The 22,910-nt window shown below is 69.6% G+C and carries 14 protein-coding genes; 7 read left to right on the forward strand and 7 right to left on the reverse strand.

Features of this window, described 5'->3' with window-relative positions; genetic code table 11:
• The 3 genes from CEG14_RS15935 to CEG14_RS15945 all read left to right on the forward strand — a co-directional run bounded on the left by CEG14_RS15935 (nucleotide 1) and on the right by CEG14_RS15945 (nucleotide 5,209).
• The gene (locus CEG14_RS15935) at nucleotides 1–1,341 is read left to right on the forward strand and encodes an aspartate aminotransferase family protein (RefSeq protein ID WP_094827282.1); all 1,341 of its coding nucleotides are present in this window, start codon (nucleotides 1–3) and stop codon (nucleotides 1,339–1,341) included.
• 134 nt (nucleotides 1,342–1,475) lie between these two features.
• The gene (locus CEG14_RS15940) at nucleotides 1,476–2,480 is read left to right on the forward strand and encodes a TAXI family TRAP transporter solute-binding subunit (RefSeq protein ID WP_094827283.1); all 1,005 of its coding nucleotides are present in this window, start codon (nucleotides 1,476–1,478) and stop codon (nucleotides 2,478–2,480) included.
• Between the two features lie 107 nt (nucleotides 2,481–2,587).
• A complete protein-coding gene (locus CEG14_RS15945; RefSeq protein WP_094827284.1) occupies nucleotides 2,588–5,209 on the forward strand; it encodes a TRAP transporter permease in 2,622 nt (873 codons plus the stop codon).
• 43 nt (nucleotides 5,210–5,252) lie between these two features.
• Here CEG14_RS15945 and CEG14_RS15950 read toward each other — a convergent pair whose 3' ends face one another.
• The 6 genes from CEG14_RS15950 to parE form a co-directional block, all read right to left on the reverse strand.
• Nucleotides 5,253–6,173, reverse strand: a complete 921-nt coding sequence (locus CEG14_RS15950; protein ID WP_094827285.1) for a BMP family ABC transporter substrate-binding protein — start codon at nucleotides 6,171–6,173, stop codon at nucleotides 5,253–5,255.
• Nucleotides 6,170–7,150: a Bug family tripartite tricarboxylate transporter substrate binding protein gene (locus CEG14_RS15955; RefSeq protein WP_094827286.1), complete on the reverse strand. Its 981-nt coding sequence runs from the start codon at nucleotides 7,148–7,150 to the stop codon at nucleotides 6,170–6,172. The genes CEG14_RS15950 and CEG14_RS15955 overlap by 4 nt, the downstream gene beginning before the upstream one ends.
• A 103-nt stretch (nucleotides 7,151–7,253) precedes the next feature.
• Complete coding sequence (locus CEG14_RS15960) at nucleotides 7,254–8,459, reverse strand: DUF418 domain-containing protein (protein ID WP_094827287.1); 1,206 nt, start codon at nucleotides 8,457–8,459, stop codon at nucleotides 7,254–7,256.
• Between the two features lie 110 nt (nucleotides 8,460–8,569).
• Nucleotides 8,570–10,885 carry a DNA topoisomerase IV subunit A gene (gene parC / locus CEG14_RS15965; protein WP_094827288.1) on the reverse strand — a complete coding sequence of 772 codons (2,316 nt, stop codon included), beginning with the start codon at nucleotides 10,883–10,885 and terminating at the stop codon, nucleotides 8,570–8,572.
• A gap of 32 nt (nucleotides 10,886–10,917) precedes the next feature.
• Nucleotides 10,918–11,508 (reverse strand): YcxB family protein, encoded by a 591-nt coding sequence (locus CEG14_RS15970; RefSeq protein WP_094827289.1) that lies wholly within the window; start codon nucleotides 11,506–11,508, stop codon nucleotides 10,918–10,920.
• Nucleotides 11,508–13,469, reverse strand: a complete 1,962-nt coding sequence (gene parE, locus CEG14_RS15975) for a DNA topoisomerase IV subunit B (RefSeq protein WP_094827290.1) — start codon at nucleotides 13,467–13,469, stop codon at nucleotides 11,508–11,510. Before parE ends, CEG14_RS15970 begins: the two co-directional genes overlap by 1 nt.
• A 332-nt stretch (nucleotides 13,470–13,801) precedes the next feature.
• On the opposite strand from parE, the gene trxA reads away from it, so the two are divergent.
• The gene (trxA, locus tag CEG14_RS15980; RefSeq protein ID WP_094827291.1) at nucleotides 13,802–14,128 is read left to right on the forward strand and encodes a thioredoxin TrxA; all 327 of its coding nucleotides are present in this window, start codon (nucleotides 13,802–13,804) and stop codon (nucleotides 14,126–14,128) included.
• A 132-nt stretch (nucleotides 14,129–14,260) separates the two neighbouring features.
• Entirely contained in the window at nucleotides 14,261–15,517 is a 1,257-nt protein-coding gene (gene rho / locus CEG14_RS15985) for a transcription termination factor Rho (RefSeq protein ID WP_094827292.1), read from the forward strand.
• 94 nt (nucleotides 15,518–15,611) lie between these two features.
• On the opposite strand, the gene CEG14_RS15990 is transcribed toward rho, so the two are convergent.
• Nucleotides 15,612–19,184, reverse strand: a complete 3,573-nt coding sequence (locus CEG14_RS15990) for a YhdP family protein (protein ID WP_256985745.1) — start codon at nucleotides 19,182–19,184, stop codon at nucleotides 15,612–15,614.
• A 180-nt stretch (nucleotides 19,185–19,364) separates the two neighbouring features.
• On the opposite strand from CEG14_RS15990, the gene glnE reads away from it, so the two are divergent.
• Nucleotides 19,365–22,166 carry a bifunctional [glutamate--ammonia ligase]-adenylyl-L-tyrosine phosphorylase/[glutamate--ammonia-ligase] adenylyltransferase gene (gene glnE, locus CEG14_RS15995; RefSeq protein WP_094827293.1) on the forward strand — a complete coding sequence of 934 codons (2,802 nt, stop codon included), beginning with the start codon at nucleotides 19,365–19,367 and terminating at the stop codon, nucleotides 22,164–22,166.
• Between the two features lie 64 nt (nucleotides 22,167–22,230).
• Nucleotides 22,231–22,905 carry an epoxyqueuosine reductase QueH gene (locus CEG14_RS16000; RefSeq protein WP_094827294.1) on the forward strand — a complete coding sequence of 225 codons (675 nt, stop codon included), beginning with the start codon at nucleotides 22,231–22,233 and terminating at the stop codon, nucleotides 22,903–22,905.
• Nucleotides 22,906–22,910 lie beyond the last annotated feature (5 nt).

Raw genomic sequence — 22,910 nt, forward strand, 5'->3', positions numbered from 1 at the left:
ATGACCTCGACCCACGTACTGCATCGCTCCCTGCGCCAGACTCCGCCCGTCGCCGTCCGCGGCGAAGGCGTCTGGCTCTACGACAGCGCCGGCCGCGCCTATCTCGACGGGTCGGGCGGCGCGGCGGTGTCCTGCCTCGGCCACAACCATCCGGACGTGCGGGCGGCGATGCACGCGCAGATCGACGCGCTGGCCTACGCCCACACCGGCTTCTTCACCACCGACGTGGCCGAACGCCTGGCCGAGCGGCTGGTGGCCGACGCGCCGGCCGGCACCTCGCACGCCTACTTCGTGTCGGGCGGCTCCGAGGCAATCGAGGCGGCGCTCAAGATGGCGCGCCAGTACTTCGTCGAGCTCGGGCAGCCGCAGCGCAGCAAGGTGGTGGCGCGGCGGCAGAGCTATCACGGCAACACGCTCGGCGCGCTGGCGGTCGGCGGCAACGCATGGCGGCGCGCGCAGTTCGCGCCGCTGCTCATCGACGTGACGCACGTGTCGCCCTGCTATGCCTATCGCGACCAGCGCCCCGGCGAGTCGGAAGCGCAATATGCCGCGCGGCTGGTGCGCGAGCTCGAGGACACTTTTCTGCAGCTCGGACCCGACCAGGTGATGGCCTTCGTGGCCGAGCCGGTGGTGGGCGCCACCACCGGCGCCACCCCGCCGGTGGCCGGGTATTTCAAGGGCGTGCGCGAGGTCTGCGACAAGTACGGCGTGCTGTTCATCGCCGACGAGGTCATGTGCGGCATGGGCCGCACCGGCACGCTGTACGCGGTGGAGCAGGACGGCGTCGTGCCCGACCTCATCACCATCGCCAAGGGCCTGGGCGGCGGCTACCAGCCGATCGGCGCCGTCATGGCGCAAGCGCGCATCGTCGATGCGATGCAGCGCGGCAGCGGCTTCTTCCAGCACGGCCACACCTATCTCGGCCATGCCACGGCCTGCGCGGCCTCGCTCGCGGTGCAGGAGGTGATCCACCGCGACGGCCTGCTGGAACGGGTGCGCACGCAGGGAGCGGGGCTGCGCGAGCGGCTCGCCGCGCGCCTGGGCGAACACGCGCACGTCGGCGACATCCGCGGGCGCGGCCTGTTCCTGGGCGTGGAGCTGGTGGCGGACCGCGCCTCCCGGGCGGTGTTCGATCCGGCGCTCACGCTGCATGCGCGCATCAAGCGCGAGGCGATGGCGCGCGGCCTGATGGTGTATCCGATGGGCGGCACGATCGACGGCCGCCAGGGCGACCACGTGCTGATCGCGCCGCCCTTCATCATCTCCGACGACGAACTCGACCAGTTGACCGATCGGCTCGCCGGCGCCATCGACGCGGCCATCGCGTCCACGCGCGGCTAGTCCGGATCGAACGGGTGCGCGCCCGCGCGCCCCCGCAGTGGTTTTCACAAAAGCGCGTCTCGGCTCGCACCCGACGCGCCATCCGCCGGCGCCAGACCGGCACACCACGGGGAAACACCCCAGAAGGAGTTTGCATGCGCACGTCTGTCAAACACCCCTCGGGCCTGGGCCATGCCGGACCGCTCGCCGCGGCCGGCCTCGCCTTCGCACTTGCCTTCGGCGTTGCCGCGCCGGCCCAGGCGCAATCGAAGTTCGTCAGCATCGGCACCGGCGGCGTCACCGGCGTGTACTACGCCGCGGGCGGCGCCATCTGCCGGCTGGTCAACAAGGACCGCGCCACGCACGGCATCCGCTGCTCGGTGGAATCCACCGGCGGCTCGGTCTTCAACGTGAACACCATCAAGGCCGGCGAGCTCGACCTCGGCGTGGTGCAGTCGGACGTGGGCTTCAACGCATTCAAGGGCGAGGGCCAGTTCAAGCAGGCCGGCGCCTATCCCAAGCTGCGCTCGGTGTTCTCGATCCATCCCGAGCCCTTCACCGTGGTGGCCCGCAAGGACGCCAACATCAAGTCGTTCGAGGACTTCAAGGGCAAGCGCTTCAACGTGGGCAACCCGGGCTCCGGCACGCGCGCCTCGATGGAAGAGCTGCTGGGCACGATGGGCTGGACCATGAAGGACTTCGCGCTGGCCTCGGAGCTGCGGCCCGATGAGCACGGCTCCGCGGTGTGCGACGGCAAGATCGACGGCTTCTTCTACGGCGTGGGCCATCCCTCGGCCAACATCCAGGACCCCACCACCAGTTGCGGCGCGCAACTGGTCTCGATCACCGGCCCCGCCGTGGACAAGCTGGTCGACAAGTATCCCTATTACGCCCACGCCACGATTCCCGCCGGGCTCTATCCCAACAACCCGAAGGAGACCCGCACCTACGGCGTGACGGCCACCTTCGTCACCTCGGCCGACGTGCCCGAGGCCACCGTCTACACCGTGGTCAAGGCGGTGTTCGACAACTTCGACGACTTCAAGAAGCTGCACCCGGCCTTCGCCAACCTCAAGCGCGAGGAGATGGTCAAGAACGGCCTCTCGGCCCCGCTGCATCCGGGCGCCGAGAAGTACTTCAAGGAAAAGGGCCTGCTCTGAAGGCCCGGCCGGCGCGGCGCGCCGGCCATCGCAGATCCGGATCGCCGCGCCACGTCGCGGCGGTCCTGGCGCGCGCATGCGCGCCGCGACACAGCAGGGGAAAAACAATGAATACTGCGCCGCACACGCCGAGCGCCGAACTCGAACAACTCGTGGCCGAGGCCGACCGCGGCGGCCGCCATGCCGGCGGCGTCGCCGGCGCCGTGCTGGCGGCGGGCGCGCTGTTCTGGTCGCTGTTCCAGCTCTGGTATGCCTCGCCGCTGCCCTTCACGCTGTCGTGGGGCATCTTCAACGACACCGAGGCGCGCGCGCTGCACCTGGGCATCGCGATGTTCCTGGGCTATCTCGCCTACCCCGCCACGCGCCGCAGCGCGCGCGACCGCATGCCCTGGTACGACTGGATCATGGCGCTCGCGGCGGGCTTCTGCGGCGCATACCTCTTTCTCTTCTACAACGCGCTGGCCGGCCGGCCCGGCCAGCCCACCGCGATGGACGTGGCCTCGGCCCTGCTGGGCCTGGGCCTGCTGCTCGAGGTGACGCGCCGCGCGCTCGGGCTGCCGATGACGGTGCTGGGCATCGTGTTCGTGCTGTACGCGCTGGCCGGGCCCTGGCTGCCCGACGTGCTGGCCCATCGCGGCGCCTCGATCGAACGGCTGATGTCGCACATGTGGCTCACGACCGAGGGCGTGTTCGGCGTGGCGCTGGGCGTGTCGGTGTCGTACATCTTCATCTTCGTGCTGCTGGGCTCGCTGCTCGACAAGTGCGGCGCCGGCAACTACATGATGCAGGTCTCCTTTGCGCTGCTCGGCCACCTGCGTGGCGGGCCGGCCAAGGTGGCGGTGGTGTCGTCGGCCGTCAATGGCCTGGTGTCGGCCTCGTCGGTGGCCAACGTGGTGACGGGCGGCATCTTCACGATTCCGCTGATGAAGAAAGCGGGCTACGGCGGCGTGCGCGCCGGCGCGATCGAGACGGCCTCGTCGGTGAACGGCCAGATCATGCCGCCGGTGATGGGCGCGGCCGCGTTCCTGATGATCGAGTACGTGGGCATCCCCTACACCGACATCATCCGCCACGCGCTGCTGCCGGCCGCGATTTCCTACGTGGCGCTGTTCTACATCGTGCATCTCGAGGCACTCAAGCTCGGCATCCAGCCCATGATGGCATCCGGCCCGCGCCGCACGCCGCTGCAGAAGCTGGCGGGCTGGGGCATGGGCGTGAGCGGCACGCTCGGCGTGATGGGCGCGGCCTACTGGATCGGCACCGGCGTGCAGGCACTGGCCGGTCGGGCCGCCATCTGGATCCTGCTGGCGCTGCTGGTGCTGCTGTACGTCTGGCTGCTGCGCGTGGCGGCACGGCACCCGGACCTGCCGCAGGACATCGACGTCAATCATCCGTTGCGGCCGCAACCGTGGCCGACGGTGCGCGCGGGGCTGTACTTCCTGATCCCGATCGGCATCCTGGTCTGGTGCCTGAGCATCGAGGAACTGTCGGCCGGCCTGTCGGCCTTCTGGGCCGCGATGGCCATGTTGGCGCAGATGGTCACGCAGCGTCCGCTGATCGCGTGGTTCCGCGGCCAGGCTGCCCGCCCGGCGTGGGCGCAGGGCTGGCGCGAGGCCGTCGGCGGCCTGCAGGACGGCGCGCGCAACATGATCGGCATCGCGATCGCCTGCGGCACGGCGGGCCTGATCGTGGGCGCCATCACCCTCACCGGCCTGGGCCTGCGCATGACCGCGTTCGTGGAGCTGGTGTCGATGGGCAACGTGCTGCTCATGCTGATCTTCACCGCGGCGGTGTGCCTGGTGCTGGGACTGGGCATGCCGACCACGGCCAACTACATCCTGATGGCCACGCTGATGGCCCCGGTGGTGGTGGAGCTCGGGGCGCAGAGCGGACTGGTGATCCCGCTGATCGCGGTGCACATGTTCGTGTTCTATTACGGCATCATGGCCGACATCACGCCGCCGGTGGGCCTGGCCACGTTCGCGGCCGCGGCCATCTCCGGCGAGGACCCGATCAAGACCGGCATCCAGGGCGTCACCTACGCGCTGCGCACCGCGATCCTGCCGTTCATGTTCGTCTTCAACCCCATGCTGCTGCTGATCGACGTGAGTTCGATGAGCGAGCTGGTGCTGGTGGTCGCGAGCGCCACGCTGGCCTCGCTCACCTTCGCCGCCGCCACGATGGCATGGCTGCGCGTGCGCTGCACCGCCGTCGAAGTGCTGGCGCTGCTGCTGGTCACGTTCATGCTGTTCCGGCCCGACTGGTTCATGAATCACCTGGGCGATCCGCTGCGCAGCCTGCCCGGCTCGGCGCTGGCCCGCACCGCGGCCGAGCTGCCCGACGGCGCGCGCCTGGTGGCGGTGCTGCGCGGCATGAACATCGAGGGCGACGAGCTCACCAAGACCGTCGCCGTGGCCCTGCCCGCCCTCGAGGCGGCGCCGGCCGATCCCTTGGCGGCGGGGCGCCAGCGCCTGGCCGAGGCCGGCCTGACCGTGATGGCGCTGGGCGACCAGGTGCAGATCGGCGGCGTGCGCTTCGGCAGCCGCGCGCAGCGCGCCGGTTGGGAACAGGGTTGGGACGTGCTGGAGGTGAAGGTGCCGGACGAGGCGCGCTGGTCGGCGTTCTGGGTCTTCGTGCCGGCCCTCGCGATCCTCGCGCTGGTCTGGTGGCGCCAGGGGCGGCGCGCCGGCGCGAACGGCACGGCGCGCGCGGCACCGGCGTCGGCCTGAGCGCCGAGCGCCGAGCACCGACCGCGCAGTCCCGCCGCGCGCGTCAGTGCAGCGCGAACTCCGCGCCGTGATAGTCGCTCGCGACCCGCACCTGCCCGGTGTGGAGCGCGTGCGACCAGTCGTCGAGCGCGGCGCGCTCGGCCGCGCTCACGTCGGCGCCCAGCACCAGGCGCAAGGCCTCTGGCGACTCCAGGCCGATGTGCACGCGCCGGCCGACCGCCAGGCGTTGGGCCGCGTGGTCCGCGGCCGCGCGCGCCACGCACAGGCCGGAATCGGCCAGCGCAGAGGCCAGGTAGACGGCGGGGTCGCGCGCCACCCAGTCGAGCACGTTGCCGATCTGCCAGACGCGCGCCGCGCGGCAGGCGGCGCTGATGCCGTCGCGGCCGCCGTCCATCATGGCGAAGATCACGCGCGCATCGCGCGCGATCACCGCCTCCGCCCAAGCCTGCGCCAGCGCGGGGTCGTGCTGGTTGCCGCAGAATCCGGTCAGGGGATCGCGCCCGCCGGTCACGCGCCGCACGCCGTCGGCATAGGCGGCGCGCCCCTTCAGGCCCGGCCGGACGCGCTCGCCGGACAGATGCGCGGCCGTGCCGGTGGCGCCGGCACGCAGCCCCGCCAGCACGCCGGCCAGGAAGGCGGAGCGTTCCTGCAGGATCTCGTAGCTCGCCACGTTGTCCGCGGTGTGGCTGCCCTGTGTGATGGCGTACTGCACGTGCGGAAACGCATGCGCCACGGCCGCCACCGGCGCATCGCCCTGGCCGCCGTGCACGATGATCAGGTCGGCGCCCTGCGCCGACAGGGCGTGCAGGTGCGCGGCGCGCGCCTGCGGCGCCTGCTCGGCCACCCAGTGCAGCGCCAGCGGCTGGCCCGCGGCCTCGGCGCGTCGTGCGCCGTCGACCGCGGCCTCGTTGAAGCCGCCCCGGCCCGGATGGCCGTAGAGCACGAGATGACGGCGTGCGCTCACAGCGATGCGCCGGTTGCGCGCACAACCGGACCCCATGCCTGCGCCTGCTGGCGCACGAAATCGGTGAATTCCGCTTCGGACTTGTCGGCCAGCACGAAGCCCTGGCCCTCGAGCTTGCCGCGCAGCTCGGGCGTGCATAGCACGGCCGCCACTTCCTGGTGCAGCCGCGCGGCCACCGCGTCGTCCAGCCCCGCGGGCGCCGACAGGCCGATGAAGTTTTCCGCGATCAGGCCCGGCAGGCCGAGCTCGCCCACCGCCGGAATCTCCGGCGCCTGCGGCACGCGCGCGGCCGTGGTCACGGCGAGCAGGCGCAACTGACCGCTCTTCAGGAAAGGCAGATTCTGCGGCAGGGCGTCGACCGCCACGCGGATCTGGCCGCCCAGCAGATCGTTGCGCATGGCGCCCGATCCCTTGTAGGGGATGTGCTGCAACGGCGCGCCGGTCTGGCGCGCGTAGAGCTCGCCCACGATCTGCCCCACCGAGCCCAGCCCGCCGCTGCCGTACTGCACCGGCTCCTTCTGTGCCTTGATCCAGGCGGTCAGCTCGGCCAGGGAATGCACCGGCACCGAGGGGTGCACGACGAAGGCCGTGGGCACGGCGCCGATGTAGGCCACGTGGCGGAAGCTCTTGAGCGCGTCGTAGCGATCGTTGCCCATCAGCGCGGGCGAGATCGACAGCGGCGCCGAATTCGACATCAGCAGCGTGTAGCCGTCGGCCGGCGCCTGCGCGACCTGGGCCGCGCCCAGCGTCGAGCCCGCACCGGGCCGGTTTTCGATCACCACCGACTGGCCCAGCCGCTCGGCCAGCAACGGCGCCATCAGGCGCGCCGCGATGTCGCTGGCGCCGCCGGGCGGGAAGGTCACCACCAGCCGCAGCGGCCGGTCCGGCCAGGCCGCGGCGGCACGGGCGATGAAGGGATGGGCCAGCGGCAGCGCGGCCAGGCCGGCCTGCAGGATTCGGCGTCGGGAAAGAAGCATGGGCGTACGGCCGCAACACGAGGGAGGGGCCGTACTATAGGAAGCGCCGGCGCGCGGCACAAAGACATTGTGGCGGTTTGCTTATGCGCCGCCGCCCGCGCCGTCAGCCCTCGCGCACGCGGCGCCAGGCCGGCCGGCGCGCGTAGGTGGCGGCGCGCAGCAGCCATTCCACCGGACCGTAGGCATGGCGCCGCATCCACCATGCCGACACGGGCACCTGCAGCGCGAAGATCGCGCTCGCGATCAACACCGTCTGCAGCGGCGACACCGAGCCCACCAGCCGCAGGCCCCAGGCCGTGAAGATCAGCGCGCACAGCACCGACTGCATCAGGTAATTGGTGAGCGCCATGCGGCCCACCGGCGCGAGCCAGCCCAGGATCCGACGGCCCGGCGTCGTGCGCCACGCCAGCAAAAAGCTCACGGCGTACGACAGGCTGAGCAGGGGGGCGGTGAAGAGCCCCGCCGCCAGGCCGAACAGCGCGATCGTCTCAGGCGTCTGCGGCGCGCCCGACCAGGCATACACGGCCGCGCCCGCCAGCCCCGCGGGCAAGGCCAGCGCGACCAGGATCAGCAGGGGCCGCCGGGGCAGGTCGAGCGTCGTGAGCGCGCCGCGCCGGCCCAGCGCCAGGCCGGCGAAGAACATCGCGAGCACATAGGGCCCCTGCACCAGCATCACCATGAACCAGACGGTCTCGACCAGCTCGTGCGCATGCTGCGCGACGGTGCTGGCGATCGTGCCGCGATAGGCCTCGAGCGCGGCGCGCGGGCCGTCGTAGTCGATCGCGGGCGGCTGCATGGCGAGCGGATCTGTCAGGGTCAGGGTGGCCAGCAGCAGCCACAGCAGCGACGCCACCGAGATCAGCCACAGCGACACCCGCAGCGCGCGCGCTGGCGCGATGTTGCGGCAGGCCAGCAGGACCAGCCCCAGCAGCCCGTAGGCGAGCAGGATGTCGCCCTGATAGAACAGGAAGGCGTGCGCCAGCCCCAGCAGCATCAGCACGACGAAGCGGCGCAACAGGCGCGGCACGGCCGCGGCCCCCGCGCGCGCGGCCGAGTCGAGCTGCAGCGCAAAGCTGTAGCCGAACAGGAACGAGAACAGCAGGTAGAACTTGGTCTCGAACAGCCAGCCCACGATGAACGTGGTGACATGATCCACGGGCCGCTCGAACTGCGGATCGGGCACGCCATGGCCGTAGTAGGTGGAGGCGAACACACCGATGTTGACCAGCAGGATGCCGAACAGCGCGAAGCCGCGCAGCGCATCGAGATGGTCAAGTCGGGACACGGAAGAATCGCTAGCGTGGGTCATGGGTCGGCGCGGCGGGAAGGCGCGCGTAGGCAATGAAAAACGCCGGCGCCCGCAACGGGACGCCGGCGATGCTGCGCCAGGGGCGGCGTGGCGCCACGCCGCCCGCCGGATCAGAACACCGGCGAGAGCAGCGGCTGCTTGGGCCGCACGTCGAGCTGGCGTCCCTTGCGGGCGCGCTTGCCGACGTAGGGCGCGAGCGCCGCGCCGGCCAGGATGTCCTCGGTCGGCTTGTTGCGATAGATGCCGGTGGCCCGCACGCCGGCCGCGCCGATCGGCACCGCCTGCTCGAGCTTGTCGTTGGCATCCAGGCCCATCAGGATGGTGCCGCGGCCGCCGCCCGACAGGGCCTTGACCTCGTCGAGCCCGAACACCAGGAATTTGCCCTTGACCGACAACAGCGCGAGCTGCGCGGCGCCCGCAAACAGCGGCACCGGACGCAGCAGCGCGTCGCCGGCTTCGAGCGTGACGAACTGCTTGCCCGCGCGCTGGCGGCTGGTCATGTCGGACAGGCGGGTGGCAAAGCCATAGCCGCCCTGCGTGGCGAGCAGCCAGCGGGTGTCGGGTGCGGCCGCGATCGTGTGCACGATGCGGGTGCCCGATTCCAGGTCGATCATGGTGGTGACCGGCTGGCCGTCGCCGCGCGCCGACGGCAGGCCCGACACGGCCACCGAATACACCCGGCCGTTGTCGCCCACCGCGATCAGCGTGTCGGTGGTGCGGCACTCGAAGGCGCCGTAGAGGTCATCGCCCTGCTTGAAGGTGAATTGCGAGGCGTCGTGGCCGTGGCCCTGGCGCGCGCGCAGCCAGCCCTTCTGCGACACGATCACGGTGACCGGCTCGTCCACCACCTTGGTTTCGAGGACGGCGCGTTCGGCGGTCTCGATCAGGGTGCGGCGCTCGTCGCCGAACTGCTTGGTGTCGGCCTCGATTTCCTTGATGAGCAGACGCTTGAGCGAGCTCGGATTGTCGAGCAGGTCCTGCAGCTTGAGCTGCTCTTCCTTCTTGTCGGCCAGCTCCTGCTCGATCTTGAAGCCTTCGAGGCGGGCGAGCTGGCGCAGGCGCATTTCGAGGATGTCCTCGGCCTGGCGCTCCGACAGCGCGAAGCGCGCCATCAGCGCCTGCTTGGGCTCGTCCGATTCGCGGATGGTCTGGATCACCTCGTCGACGTTGAGGTAGACCACCATGCGGCCTTCCAGCACGTGGATGCGGTCGATCACCTTGTCGAGGCGATGGCGCGTGCGGCGCAGCACGGTCGTGGTGCGGAACCCCACCCACTCTTCCAGCACTTCGCGCAGGCCCTTCTGGCGCGGCCGGCCATCGACGCCGATGCACACCAGGTTGATCGGCACGTTGCTTTCCATGCTGGTCTGGGCCAGCAGGGTGTTGACGAAATCGTCGCGATCGACCTTGGAGGTCTTGGGTTCGAACACCAGGCGCACCGCGGCGTCCTTGCCGGACTCGTCGCGCACCGTGTCGAGCAGGCTCAGCATCACCGCCTTGGCGGCCTGCTGTTCGGGCGTGAGCGCCTTCTTGCCGGCCTTGACCTTGGGGTTGGTGATCTCCTCGATTTCCTCGAGCACTTTCTGGCCCGACGTGCCGGGCGGCAGCTCGGTCACGACCAGCTGCCACTGGCCGCGCGCCATCTCTTCGAACTGCCAGCGCGCGCGCGCCTTGAGCGAACCGCGGCCGGTGCTGTAGATCTGGGCGATGTCGGCGGGCGGCGTGATGATCTGGCCGCCGCCGGCGAAGTCGGGGCCCGGGATGAAGGCCTGCAGCTCCTCATCGGGCAGCTTGGGATTGCGGATCAGCGCCACGCAGGCGGCCGCCACCTCGCGCAGGTTGTGCGCGGGGATTTCGGTGGCCATGCCGACCGCGATGCCCGACGCGCCGTTGAGCAGCATCACCGGCAGGCGCGCCGGCAGCATCTGCGGCTCCTGCTGGCTGCCGTCGTAGTTGGGCACGAAGTCCACCGTGCCTTCGTCGAGCTCGTCGAGCAGCAGGCGCGCGAACGGCGTGAGGCGGGCCTCGGTGTATCGCATCGCGGCGGCGTTGTCGCCGTCGCGCGAACCGAAGTTGCCCTGGCCGTCGATGAGCGGGTAGCGCAGCGAGAATTCCTGCGCCATGCGCACCATCGCGTCATAGGCCGCCTGGTCGCCGTGGGGGTGGTACTTGCCCAGCACGTCGCCGACCACGCGCGCCGACTTCACGTGCTTGGCGTTGCCGCCCAGGCCCATGGCCTGCATGGCGTAGAGGATGCGGCGCTGCACCGGCTTCTGGCCGTCGCCCACGTCGGGCAGCGCGCGGCCGCGCACCACGGAGACGGCGTAGTCCAGGTAGGCCTGCTCGGCGTAGCGGCCCAGCGTGATGGCCTCGTCGTCGCCACCGGACGGGGCATCGAACAGGCCGGCTTGATTGGTATCGGTCATGGTCGTTCTTTATGCAGTGTGTTCGTTGTCGCTCAGGCCTGCAGCAGCGCGGGGTTCACGTGCGCGCGCAAGTGGGCGCGCACGGCCGCCAGCGACGCGGCGTCCTGGCCGCGCTTGGGCAGGATCACGCCCTGCAGCGGCGCGATGAACAGGAACAGATAGTCATCGGTTTCCTCGGCGCTCTGGATCAGGTCCCAGGGCACGCTGCCCGAGGCATGCTCGGTCGCGTCGCCCACGCCGGCCTCCTCGAACAGGAAGTGATGGCGGCCCAGGAAGGGATTCGCCGGATCGCGCTTGAAGGCGCGCCGCACGTTGGCGCGCGCCATCGCCGGCACGGCGTACTCGAAGCCCACGGCCATCAGCGCCAGCGCGCCCAGGCCGACCGCGGCGGCCTGCAGGAACGACGGCAGGATCACGGCCCAGTCGGTGCCCAGGCCGGCGCTCGAACTGCGCGCGGCCGTGTACAGCAACAGGCCCACGGCCAGGATCACCGCGAACCGGATGTGGCTGCGCAGACGGCGTTTGCGCAGCTCCGGCCGGCGGTGGGCGTGGGTGATGAAGGCCTGGTAGTCGTCCACGGTGAGATCGACCGTGAGCGCCGCGGTAGGCAGTTCCTGGGTCATCAGATGTCCAGCTCCGCGAGATTGCCCTTCTCTTCGATCCAGGCGCGGCGCTGCGACGACTCCCCCTTGCCCATCAGCATGTCGAACATGCGGGTGGTGTCTTCGGGGGTGAGATCGCCGTAGACCACCGGCAGCAGGCGGCGGGTGTCCGGATTCATCGTGGTTTCCCACAGCTGCTCCGGATTCATTTCACCCAGGCCCTTGAAGCGGCTCACGCTCCAGCCGCCCTCGCGCGATCCTTCCTTGCGCAGCTTGTCCTGCGCGGCCTCGAGCTCGCCCTGGTCCAGGCAATAGATCTTGCGCGCAGGGCGCTTGCCCTGGGCCGGCACGTCCAGGCGGAACAGCGGGGGACGCGCCACGTACACGTTGCCCGCCTCGACCAGCTTGGGGAAATGGCGGAAAAACAGCGTGAGCAGCAGCACCTGGATGTGCGAGCCGTCCACGTCTGCATCGGAGAGGATGCAGATGCGGCCGTAGCGCAGGCCCGACAGATCGGGCGTGTCGTTGGGGCCGTGCGGATCCACCCCGATCGCCACCGCGATGTCATGGATTTCGTTGTTGGCGAACAGGCGGTCGCGGTCGACCTCCCAGGAGTTCAGCACCTTGCCGCGCAGCGGCAGGATGGCCTGGAATTCCTTGTCGCGGCCCATCTTGGCGGAGCCGCCGGCCGAGTCTCCCTCGACCAGGAAGACCTCGGTGCGGCTGGCGTCGCTCGACTCGCAATCGGTCAGCTTGCCGGGCAGCACGGCCACGCCGGAGCTCTTGCGCTTCTCGACCTTCTGGGCCGAACGCGCGCGGGCCTGGGCCTGGCGGATGGCCAGCTCGGCCAGCTTCTTGCCGAACTCCACATTGCTGTGCAGCCAGAGGTCGAGCGCGCTCTTGGAAAAGCCGCCGACCAGGCGCACCGCGTCGCGGCTGTTCAGGCGCTCCTTGATCTGGCCCTGGAACTGCGGATCCAGCACCTTGGCCGAGAGCACGAAGCTGGCGCGCGCGAACACGTCTTCAGGCAGCAGCTTCACGCCCTTGGGCAGCAGGCTGTGCAGCTCCGCGAAGCTCTTGACCGCGCCGAACAGGCCCTCGCGCAGCCCCGATTCGTGGGTGCCGCCGGCCGGGGTCGGGATCAGGTTCACGTACGACTCGCGCACCACGTTGCTGTCTTCGGTCCAGGCCACGACCCATTGGGCGCCCTCGCCTTCGGCGAAGCTTTCGTGGTCGGCGCCGGCGTATTGCTCGCCCTCGAAGAACGGCACCATCAGCTCGGCGCCCGACAGGGCCTCGGCCAGGTAGCCGCGCAGGCCTTCCTGGTATTGCCAGGTCTTGGTGTCGTTGGTCTTTTCGTTGACCAGCACCACCTTGACGCCCGACAGCAGCACGGCCTTGCTGCGCAGCAGGTGCGTGAGCTCGCCCAGCGGAATATTGGGGCTGTCGAAGTATTTGGTGTCGGGCCAGACGCGCACCCGGGTGCCGGACTTCTTGCGTCCGGCCTCGGGATAAGGCGCCAGGGCCTCGGTCACGTCGCCGCCTTCGAACACCAGACGGTGCACGCCGCCGTCGCGCCAGACCACCACCTCGAGGCGCTTGGCCAGGGCGTTGGTGACCGACACGCCGACGCCGTGCAGGCCGCCGGAGAAGGCATAGGCGCCGCCGCCGGCCTTGTCGAATTTGCCGCCGGCATGCAGCCGGGTGAAGACCAGCTCGACGACGGGCGCATTCTCTTCGGGGTGCAGGCCGACAGGAATGCCGCGGCCGTCATCCTCGACGGAGATGCTGCCATCCGCGTGCAAAGTGACTTGAATCTGCTTGCCATGGCCGGCCAGGGCTTCGTCGGCCGCGTTGTCGATCACCTCCTGCACGATGTGCAGCGGGTTTTCGGTACGGGTGTACATGCCCGGGCGCTGGCGCACGGGCTCCAGTCCCTTCAGGACGCGGATCGACGATTCGGTGTAACGTGGTGTCGCCAAGTTATCCCCAACATCTGTGGAAAAAAACCGACATTCTACGGACAAGCCCTTATTCGGCGCGCCTTTGAGTGGAATGCGCACGAGCTGAGCAACCCGTAGTTCGGTAGGATGGACAGGATGCGAACGGCCGGGGAGCCGTTTCGCGCCGCATCATGCTACACAAAATGGGCAAACCCTGTTGTTATCGACAGTGGTATGCTTTAATCCTTACCCTAACAAGTAACAGAGGGCGGGCTGCCGCCGGTTGCGCCATCGCGGCGCGCCACTGACCCGGGCCTTCCGGGTTTCCCCCTTCCGCGGTCGACCCCTCTCCCGTCGAGAATCACACCATCATGAGCGAGCAAATCAAGAACGTCAGCGACGCCAGCTTCGAAGGCGACGTGCTCCAATCGAGCCAGCCGGTGCTGGTCGACTACTGGGCCGCCTGGTGTGGCCCGTGCAAGATGATTGCCCCGATCCTCGAGGAAGTCGCCACCGAGTACGCCGGCCGCCTGACGGTCGCCAAGCTCAACGTCGATGAAAACCAGGAAACCGCCGGCAAGTACGGCGTGCGTGGCATCCCGACCCTGATGCTCTTCAAGAATGGCCAGGCCGCCGCGACCAAGGTCGGCGCCCTGTCGAAGTCCCAATTGACCGCCTTTCTGGACAGCGCGTTGTAATCAACGCACTGCGGATCGCGCCGCCCGCCGCAGCCACGCTGCGGCTTCCCGGCGGCGCGTTACTCCCGCGCGGGCCCGTCCGTGGCCCGCCGCCCAGATCCCTCCTCCCTCTTTTCCCCCTATTTCACCGCGATGCACCTCAATGAACTGAAGGCGCTGCACGTGTCGCAGTTGCTGGAAATGGCCGCTGGCCTGGAAATCGAGAACGCCAACCGCCTGCGCAAGCAGGAGTTGATGTTCGCCATCATGAAGCGCCGCGCCAAGCAGGGCGAGCAGATCTTCGGCGATGGCGTGCTCGAAGTCCTGCCCGACGGCTTCGGCTTCCTGCGCTCGCCCGAGACCTCGTATCTGGCCAGCACCGACGACATCTACATCTCGCCGTCGCAGATCCGCCGTTTCAACCTGCACACCGGTGACTCGATCGAAGGCGAAGTGCGCACGCCCAAGGATGGCGAGCGCTACTTTGCCCTGGTGAAGGTCGACAAGGTCAACGGCGTCACGCCCGAGAACATCAAGCACCGCATCATGTTCGAGAACCTGACGCCGCTGCACCCTAACCAGGTGATGCGTCTGGAACGCGACATCAAGAGCGAAGAAAACCTCACCGGCCGGATCCTCGACATCTTCGCCCCGATCGGCAAGGGCCAGCGCGGCCTGATCGTGGCACCGCCGAAGTCGGGCAAGACCGTGATGATGCAGCACATCGCGCATGCCATCACGACCAACTACCCCGACGCCGTGATGATCGTCCTGCTGGTCGACGAACGTCCGGAAGAAGTGACCGAAATGCAGCGCACGGTGCGCGGCGAAGTGGTCGCCTCCACCTTCGACGAGCCCGCCACGCGTCACGTGCAGGTCGCCGAAATGGTCATCGAAAAGGCCAAGCGCCTGGTCGAGATGAAGAAAGACGTGGTGATCCTGCTCGACTCGATCACCCGCCTGGCCCGCGCCTACAACACCGTCGTGCCGGCCTCAGGCAAGGTGCTGACCGGCGGTGTCGACGCCAACGCCCTGCAGCGTCCCAAGCGCTTCTTCGGCGCCGCGCGCAATCTCGAGGAAGGCGGTTCGCTCACGATCCTGGGCACCGCGCTGATCGAGACCGGCAGCCGCATGGACGAAGTGATCTACGAAGAGTTCAAGGGCACCGGCAACTCCGAAGTCCACCTCGAACGCCGCCTCGCCGAGAAGCGCGTCTACCCGGCCATCAACCTGAACAAGTCGGGTACCCGCCGCGAAGAGCTGCTGATCAAGGCCGAGCTGCTGCAGAAGGTGTGGGTGCTGCGCAAGTTCATCCACGACATGGACGAGATCCAGTCGATGGAGTTCATCGTCGACAAGATGCGCGCCACCAAGACCAACGCCGAATTCTTCGACATGATGAAGAAGTAAGCCGACGTCCCGGAAAGAAAAAGAGCCTTCGATCGAAGGCTCTTTTTTTGCCCGCACCGCGTGCGCCGGGCCGGGAATGGCGCGGGCGCGGCGCTCAGCGGCCGCCGGAGAAGTCCGAGTCGGCGTCGTTCTTTTCGCGCACCGGCGCGCGCGACTCGACCGGCGCGACCTTGGGGTCGTCCCAGGAGCCCGTGACGGCGTACTCGGCCGACATGGCGCGCGCCAAGGGTTGCTTGAGCAACCATTGCGTCACGAAGGCGCCCAGCCCGATGATCGGGTTGACGATGGCGGTGGCCACCGCGGCGCCGCTGGCGTCCAGGTTCGGGATCACCAGCGCCTTGAGATCCCAGCGTTCGTCGATGATGTTGGTGTTGCCGGCCAGCACGATGGCGGCCACCGGCCCGTTGATCTTGAAGCCCTCGGTGCGGATCAGGCCGCTGGCCAGCGTCATTTCGCCGCGCACGGTGTCGAACGGAAAGCCCTCGCGCAGCACGCCGGTGGGATTGAGGTCGAGGCGGCTCAGGCGCTGCAGCGACTGCAGCGACAGCAGCTCCAGCAGGCGCGCCGTGCGCGAGTTCACGTTCTGGAAGCGGCCCTTGTCCAGGCTCACCAGCATCCTGCCGTCGACGTTGGCGAGGTTGTGGGTCCAGGGCAGGTCGCGCCAGACGAGGTGGCCGTCGATCGTGCCCGAACCGCCATTGACCACGTCCTTCACGCCGATGCGCTCCATGAACTTGCCGATGTCGGCGAAGCGCGACTTCAGGTCGACCGTGAGTCCGCGCTGCGCGCCGTCGAGCTGCCAGGCGCCGGTGGCATCGAGCGCGGCGGCGTCGTTGCTGATCCGCAGCGTGTCCAGGCGCCAGCGCTTGCCGCGTTCCAGATTGGTGCCGATCAGCTGCAGCTTGCCGAGCGGCTTGTCGTACAGCCTGAAGTCGTCGGCCACGAGATCCACGGCTGGGATGTCCGACAGGTCGGTGCCCGAGTCCAGCGTGTCCTTGGCCGCGTTGGTGTCGTCGGAACCGCCCAGCGACAGGTGCTTGAAGCGCGCCGTGATGCGCCCGGCGATGGCCTTCGAGGCCTCGGTCCATTCGAGCGCGCCCTTGGCCTGGCGCGAATCCAGGTCGACGCGCCATTGATCCGGGGCGGGCCGCTGGGCATAGAGCTTCAGGTCATTGAGCACGTAACCGCCCGCGCGCAGCCGTTCGGTGGCGAGGTTGACCTGCGAGGCCGGCGGCAGCGTGGGCCGGCCGGCGGCGACCGGCTTGGCGCCGCGCGTCGCCGGCACGTCGAACTCGTCGATCACCGTGTTCCAGCCGTCGAGATCGAGCTCGGGCAGCGTGGCGGCCAGGCTCAGGCCCGCGGGCGGCAGCACGGCGGCGCGGTTCACGCCGACCGAGCCGCGCGTGAAGTAGCTGGCGCGCTGGGCCGGGTCGCGCTCGAGCAGCAGGTTGACGTTCTCGCCCAGGCTGCCCGAGAACCAGCGCCGGTTGCGCGGGCCGGGATCGGTGGCCGCGCTCCATTGCAGCGCCAGCGGCAGCGCGCCGCGCGCGGGCTTGCCCACCGGCGCCGGCATGTCGATGGCGAGCCCGTCGAGGTCCGACTTCACGCTGATGTCGACCGTGCCGCCGCGCAGGTAATTCAGCTGCCCGGTGTAGCGCGCCTTGCCCGACAGCCGCTTCATGGCCTTGGCGTTGATCAGCTCCACGAGCGATTCGCCGGCCAGCGTGCCCTCGATGCGCAGCGGCTCCGCGCCGTGCTCCATCTTGCCCCAGACGCGCGCCGGCCCGCCCAGGAACTGGCCGTTGATGTCCTTGACCTCGATGCCGCGCTCCGTGAACCCCAGTTCGCCCTGGATCTGGCTGAAGTTGGGAATCTCGGGCATGAAGCGGAAACTGCCGCCGTTGAACACGATCCTGCCCGCCACGCGCGTGGCATCGGTGTCGAGCAGCGGCACCTCCAGCTTGAGCGGCACGCGCCAGTCGCCCTGCCCCTGCGCCTCGTCGAGCGCGCCGTCGAGCAGCCCGCCCAGCGGCGATTGCGCCGCGAGCGCGAGATAGGCGGCCACCGGCGCATGCGTGTCGCCCTCCACCGTGAGCATGGCGTTGTGTTCCATGTCGGGGATCGTCGCGTGGACCTTGCCCAGCGTGATCGCCTCCTGGTCGCCGATGCGCATGCGGCCATTGCCGGGCGAGTCGAGCGTCAGGCTGGCGCGGTCGATCGCGAAGCTGCCGGCCAGGTTCTCGACGCGGGGCCAGGCCTTGCGGCCGGATCGGGCCGGCGCGTAATCGACCGTGGCGTCCTCATAGCCGCCCGCGATGCGGAACTCGCCGGTGTCGCCCGGCGCGGAGAACGGAAAGCCGTCGAGGTCGCCGCGCAGGGTGACGGCGGCGTTGCGGATCTCGCCAGTGGCCAGGCCATAGGCCAGCCACTCGCGCGCATCGTGGTTGACCTCGAGCGGCAGGTAGCGATGGATGGCGGGCATGGCCGCGCGTGTCAGGCTGCCGCGCAGGTCCGCGGTGCCCGCCGAGGAGCGGCCCTCGGCGCGCCACGCGCCCTGCAGGCGCGCCTGCAGATCGTCATTGACCAGGCTCAGCTCGCGCAGGTCCAGCCGCAGGGGCTGGCCGGCCGGCCGCACCAGCGACCCGTCGAACACCGTCTGGCGCGACACCAGCTCGGGCGTCTCGAACAGCTCCGGCAGGCGCAGCGCGAGCCGGTCGACACGCACGCGCAGCGCCACGCCGCGCCCGTCGGCGCTCGGCGCCAGCGGCACGTCGGTGAACTGCAGCAGGTCGCCCGGCGCGCCCTCGGCGTGCACCTGCGCCGTCAGCGCGCTGGCCGCGGTCTTGCCGTCCTCGGCGCGCCAGTCCAGGCCGCGCAGCAGCGCATCGGCGCTGAAACCCGTGATCTTGCCGGCCGCGCTGTCGACCCAGAGCCGGGCGGCGAAGCGCCCCTGCACCTTCACCGGCAGGTCGACCCAGCGTTTCCAGGCCAGGGGCTCGGCATCGCCGAGCTCGGCGTAGAGTTGGCCGCTCCAGTTGCTCGCATCGGAGGCGCGGCCCTTGGTGAAGAGCGCGCGGTTGTATTCGCCCTGCACTTCCAGGTGCGAGCCCAGCTCGGAGGGCGGGCTGGCGCGCAGCGCGAAGCGATGCGACAGCGCGCCGTTGCGCACCAGCAGATCGAGGTCGGTGAGCGCGATCTCGGGCACCTGGCGCAGCTCGTCCTGCCAGCGCAGGGTCGCGCCATGCAGCGACACCTCGCGCTGGCGCAGCAGCCAGCGCACCAGCGGCGACTGCCCCTCGCCCTGGTCGGCCAGGTCGAACGACTGTCCGGCGACCCAGAGATGGTTGTCGGCGGCGCGGCGCAGCGTGACGTCGGCGCCCTCGATGCGCAGGTTCAGCAGCCGCGGCGAGAGCAGCACCACGCTGCGCCAGCCCAGCGTGGCCGCCACCGACGGCACTTCGAGGACGGGCTGCTCGCCCTGCGGTTCGTTGATGCGCACGCCCGTGAGGCGCAGCCGCGGATTCAGGCCGCGCCAGTCGGCGCTCAGGTGATCGATGGCGACTTTGGCGCCGAGCATCTCGCTGGCGTATCGTTCGATGTCCGGGCGCCAGCGGTCGACCTGCGGCAGCACCCAATAGCGCAGCCCGATGAAAGCGACGGCCGCCACGCAATAGAGGGCGAACAGCCCCCAAAAAAGGCGACGGATTACTTTCGCGGAAACGGACACGGATATTCAGGCGAGGGCTTCTCAGGTATCGTCCCCTTATACATTAAAGACGTGCTGCCGTCTGCCCATCCGCCGTTCCCGAGCGCCGCTCTCACTGCCTCTTTTGTTGCGAATTCCATCATGACCCGTTCCGATCTGCTGGCCCCCGCTCTTGCCTGGTCCGGGCACCTGCGCCGGCGCCTCGACGCGCACCCCGACCTCGCGGCCTGGCTCAACAGCGCGGTACAGCAGGCGGTCACGCCCAACGTGCTGGCCGCGTGGCAGGCGGAGCTCGCCGGCGCCGACGCGCCCGAGGTGCTGCCCGTCGAAAAATGCCGCGAGGTGCTGCGGCGCCTGCGCGAGCGCGTGTTTCTCGCGCTGATCGTGCGCGACGTGGCGGGCCTGGCCAATCTCGAAGAGGTGGTCGGCGCCATGACCACGCTGGCCGACACCGCGGTCGCCACCGCCTATCGCAGCGTGTCCGCCGAGCTGGCCGCCACGCACGGCCTGCCGCGCGAACACGCCACCGGCGATCCGCAGGAGATGCTGATCGTGGGCATGGGCAAGCTGGGCGGCTGCGAGCTGAACGTGTCGTCCGACATCGATCTGGTGATGCTGTACGGCGACGAGGGCGATACCGACGGGCCGCGCCGCATCAGCAACCACGAGTTCTACGGGCGCCTGACCCGCCGCATGATGCCGGTGCTGTCCGAGGTCGACGCCAACGGCCAGGTGTTCCGCACCGACCTGCGGCTGCGTCCCGACGGCGACGCCGGCCCGCTGGCCTGGAGCCTGGACGCCTTCGAGCACTACCTGATCGGCCAGGGCCGCGAATGGGAACGCTATGCCTGGCTGAAGGCGCGCCTGATCCCGTGCCAGGCCTTCGCCGGCAGCGACAGCAAGCCGCAGGCGCGCCAGCTCGAAAGCCTGCGCGTGCCCTTCGTCTATCGCAAGTACTTCGACTTCGACGCCCTCGCCGCGCTGCGCGCGCTGCGCGAACGCATCCGCCAGGACTGGCAGCGCCGCGCGCTGGCCCGCAACGGCGTGGACAGCGCCAACAACATCAAGCTGGGCGATGGCGGCATCCGCGAGATCGAATTCGTGGTGCAGCTCTCGCAGCTCATCCGCGGCGGCCGCATGCCGGCGCTGCAGCGCCGCGGCCTGCTGGAGGCCCTGCACGCCGAGGCGCAGGCCGGCCTGCTCGGCGCCGAGGACGCCAGCCGGCTCGAGGCGGCCTATCGCTTCCTGCGCCGCACCGAACACATGCTGCAGTATCGCGAGGACGAGCAGACGCACCTGCTGCCCGGCGACGCGGACCAGCGCGCCGCGCTGGCGCGCGCCATGGGCCTGGACCACGACGAATTCGAGCGCACGCTCGCCGCGCACCGGGCCTTCGTGTCGCAGACCTTCCGCGACGCCTTCCGCCTCGCCGGCATGGGCGACGAGGAACCGGCCGAGCGCGACGACGGGCAGCAGAATGACGCGGCCGCCGGCAACGGCGACGCCCAGGGCGACGCCGAGGACCGGCTGGCGGCGCAGATCCATGCCGCCTTCGGCGAGCAGGCCGACGACCTCGTGCGCCGCACCGAATCGCTCCTGACCAGCCACCGCATCCGCAGCCTGCCCGAGAGCAGCCGCCGCCGTCTCGAAACCCTGCTGCCCGCGGCCCTGGCCGCCGCGCAGCAGACGCCGGCGCCGGCCGAGGCGGCCACGCGCCTGCTCGACCTGATCGAGGCGATCGCGCAGCGCAGCGCCTACCTGGCGCTGCTGGCCGAGTATCCCGACACGCTGGCGCGCGTGGCGCGCATGGTCGCGGCCAGCCCCTGGGCGGCGCAGTACCTCACGCAGCATCCGCTGTTGCTCGACAGCCTGATCGACTGGCGCACCCTGTTCGAGCCGCTGGATTTCGCCCAGCTCGCGCGCGGCCTGACCGCCGACCTCGATGCCTGCGTGCTGCCCGATGGCGAGCCCGACATCGAGCGCCAGATGAACCTGATGCGCGACATGCAGCGCCAGGCCAGCTTCCAGCTGCTGGCGCAGGATCTGGAGGGCGAGCTCACCGTCGAGAAACTGGCCGACCAGCTGTCGGCGCTGGCCGACCTGCTGCTGGCCGAGGCCATCCGGCGCGTCTGGCCGCTGGTCAACCGCCAGGCCGGGGCCGAGCCGCACTTCGCGGTGATCGCCTACGGCAAGCTGGGCGGCAAGGAGCTGGGCTATGCCTCCGATCTCGACCTCGTGTTCGTGTTCGACGACCCGCGCGAGGACGCCGCCGAGATCTACGCCAAGCTCGGCCGCCGCATGACCTCCTGGCTCTCCACCATGACCTCGTCGGGGCGGCTCTACGAGGTCGACCTGCGCCTGCGTCCCGACGGCGACGCCGGCCTGCTGGCCGTCTCGCTGGAGGCCTTCGAGCAATACCAGCGCAAGCACGCCTGGCCCTGGGAACACCAGGCGCTCACGCGGGCGCGCTATGCGGCCGGCGACACCCAGGTCGGGGCGAGCTTCGAGCGCATCCGCGGCGAGATCCTCGTGATGCCGCGCGACCCGGCCAAGTTGCGCGAGGAGGTGCTGGCCATGCGCGACAAGATCAACGCCGGCCACCCCAACACCAGCGGCCTGTTCGACCTCAAGCACGACCGCGGCGGCATGGTCGACGTGGAGTTCGTGACGCAGTACCTGGTGCTGGTGCACGCCGGCCAGCAACGCATGCTGGTCAACAACCTCGGCAACATCACGCTGCTGCGGCTGGCCGCCGAGGCGGGCCTGCTCGCGCCGGAGCTGGCGCGCGGGGCGGGCGACGCCTACCGCACCCTGCGGCGCGCCCAGCACCAGCTGCGGCTCAAGGGCATCGACAAGGCCCGCGTGCCCGCGGACCAGCTGGCGGACGAGCGCGCCGCCGTGATCGCGCTCTGGGACGCCGTATTGGGCCAGCCGGGCGCCTGAGGCCCGGAGGCGGCGCAAGTCGTCGTAAAATAACGGCTTTCCGCCTCTTTACCCGCTTTTTGCCATGTCCGAACTCGTGCGCCCCAAACTCGAACTGCCCAAGGGCCGCAGCAAGGTGCTGATGCACTCCTGCTGTGCGCCGTGCTCCGGCGAGGTCATGGAAGCCATGACCGCCTCGGGCATCGACTACGCGATCTATTTCTACAACCCGAACATCCATCCGGTGAAGGAATACGAGATCCGCAAGCAGGAGAACATCCGCTTCGCCGAGCAGCACGGCATCGAGTTCATCGACGCCGACTATGACATGGACAACTGGTTCGACCGCGTCAAGGGCCTCGAAGACTCGCCCGAGCGCGGCGAGCGCTGCACGGTGTGCTTCGACATGCGCTTCGAGCGCACCGCGCTCTACGCGCACGAGCACGGCTTCGACACCATCACCAGCTCGCTCGGCATCTCGCGCTGGAAAGACATGAACCAGATCAACGGCTGCGGCGAACGCGCGGCCGGCCGCTACGACGACCTGGTCTACTGGACCTACAACTGGCGCAAGGGCGGCGGTTCGCAGCGCATGATCGAGATCAGCAAGCGCGAAAACTTCTACCAGCAGGAGTATTGCGGCTGCGTGTATTCGCTGCGCGACACCAACCGCCATCGCCGCGAGCAGGGCCGCGAACGCATCCACATCGGGGTGAAGTTCTACGGCAAGGAAGACCTGATCAACGAAGAGCAGCTCTGAGCGCG

The organism is Bordetella genomosp. 1 (genome assembly GCF_002261335.1).
Taxonomy (GTDB): Bacteria; Pseudomonadota; Gammaproteobacteria; order Burkholderiales; family Burkholderiaceae_B; genus Bordetella.

Bases quoted from the DNA above. Each gene is read 5' to 3' on its own strand.
- CEG14_RS16000 (WP_094827294.1), top strand. From the start codon at position 22,231: ATGTCCGAACTCGTGCGCCCCAAACTCGAACTGCCCAAGGGCCGCAGC.
- glnE (WP_094827293.1), top strand. From the start codon at position 19,365: ATGACCCGTTCCGATCTGCTGGCCCCCGCTCTTGCCTGGTCCGGGCAC.
- CEG14_RS15935 (WP_094827282.1), top strand. From the start codon at position 1: ATGACCTCGACCCACGTACTGCATCGCTCCCTGCGCCAGACTCCGCCC.
- rho (WP_094827292.1), top strand. From the start codon at position 14,261: ATGCACCTCAATGAACTGAAGGCGCTGCACGTGTCGCAGTTGCTGGAA.
- trxA (WP_094827291.1), top strand. From the start codon at position 13,802: ATGAGCGAGCAAATCAAGAACGTCAGCGACGCCAGCTTCGAAGGCGAC.
- CEG14_RS15960 (WP_094827287.1), bottom strand. From the start codon at position 8,459: ATGACCCACGCTAGCGATTCTTCCGTGTCCCGACTTGACCATCTCGAT.
- CEG14_RS15955 (WP_094827286.1), bottom strand. From the start codon at position 7,150: ATGCTTCTTTCCCGACGCCGAATCCTGCAGGCCGGCCTGGCCGCGCTG.
- CEG14_RS15945 (WP_094827284.1), top strand. From the start codon at position 2,588: ATGAATACTGCGCCGCACACGCCGAGCGCCGAACTCGAACAACTCGTG.
- CEG14_RS15970 (WP_094827289.1), bottom strand. From the start codon at position 11,508: ATGACCCAGGAACTGCCTACCGCGGCGCTCACGGTCGATCTCACCGTG.
- parC (WP_094827288.1), bottom strand. From the start codon at position 10,885: ATGACCGATACCAATCAAGCCGGCCTGTTCGATGCCCCGTCCGGTGGC.
- CEG14_RS15940 (WP_094827283.1), top strand. From the start codon at position 1,476: ATGCGCACGTCTGTCAAACACCCCTCGGGCCTGGGCCATGCCGGACCG.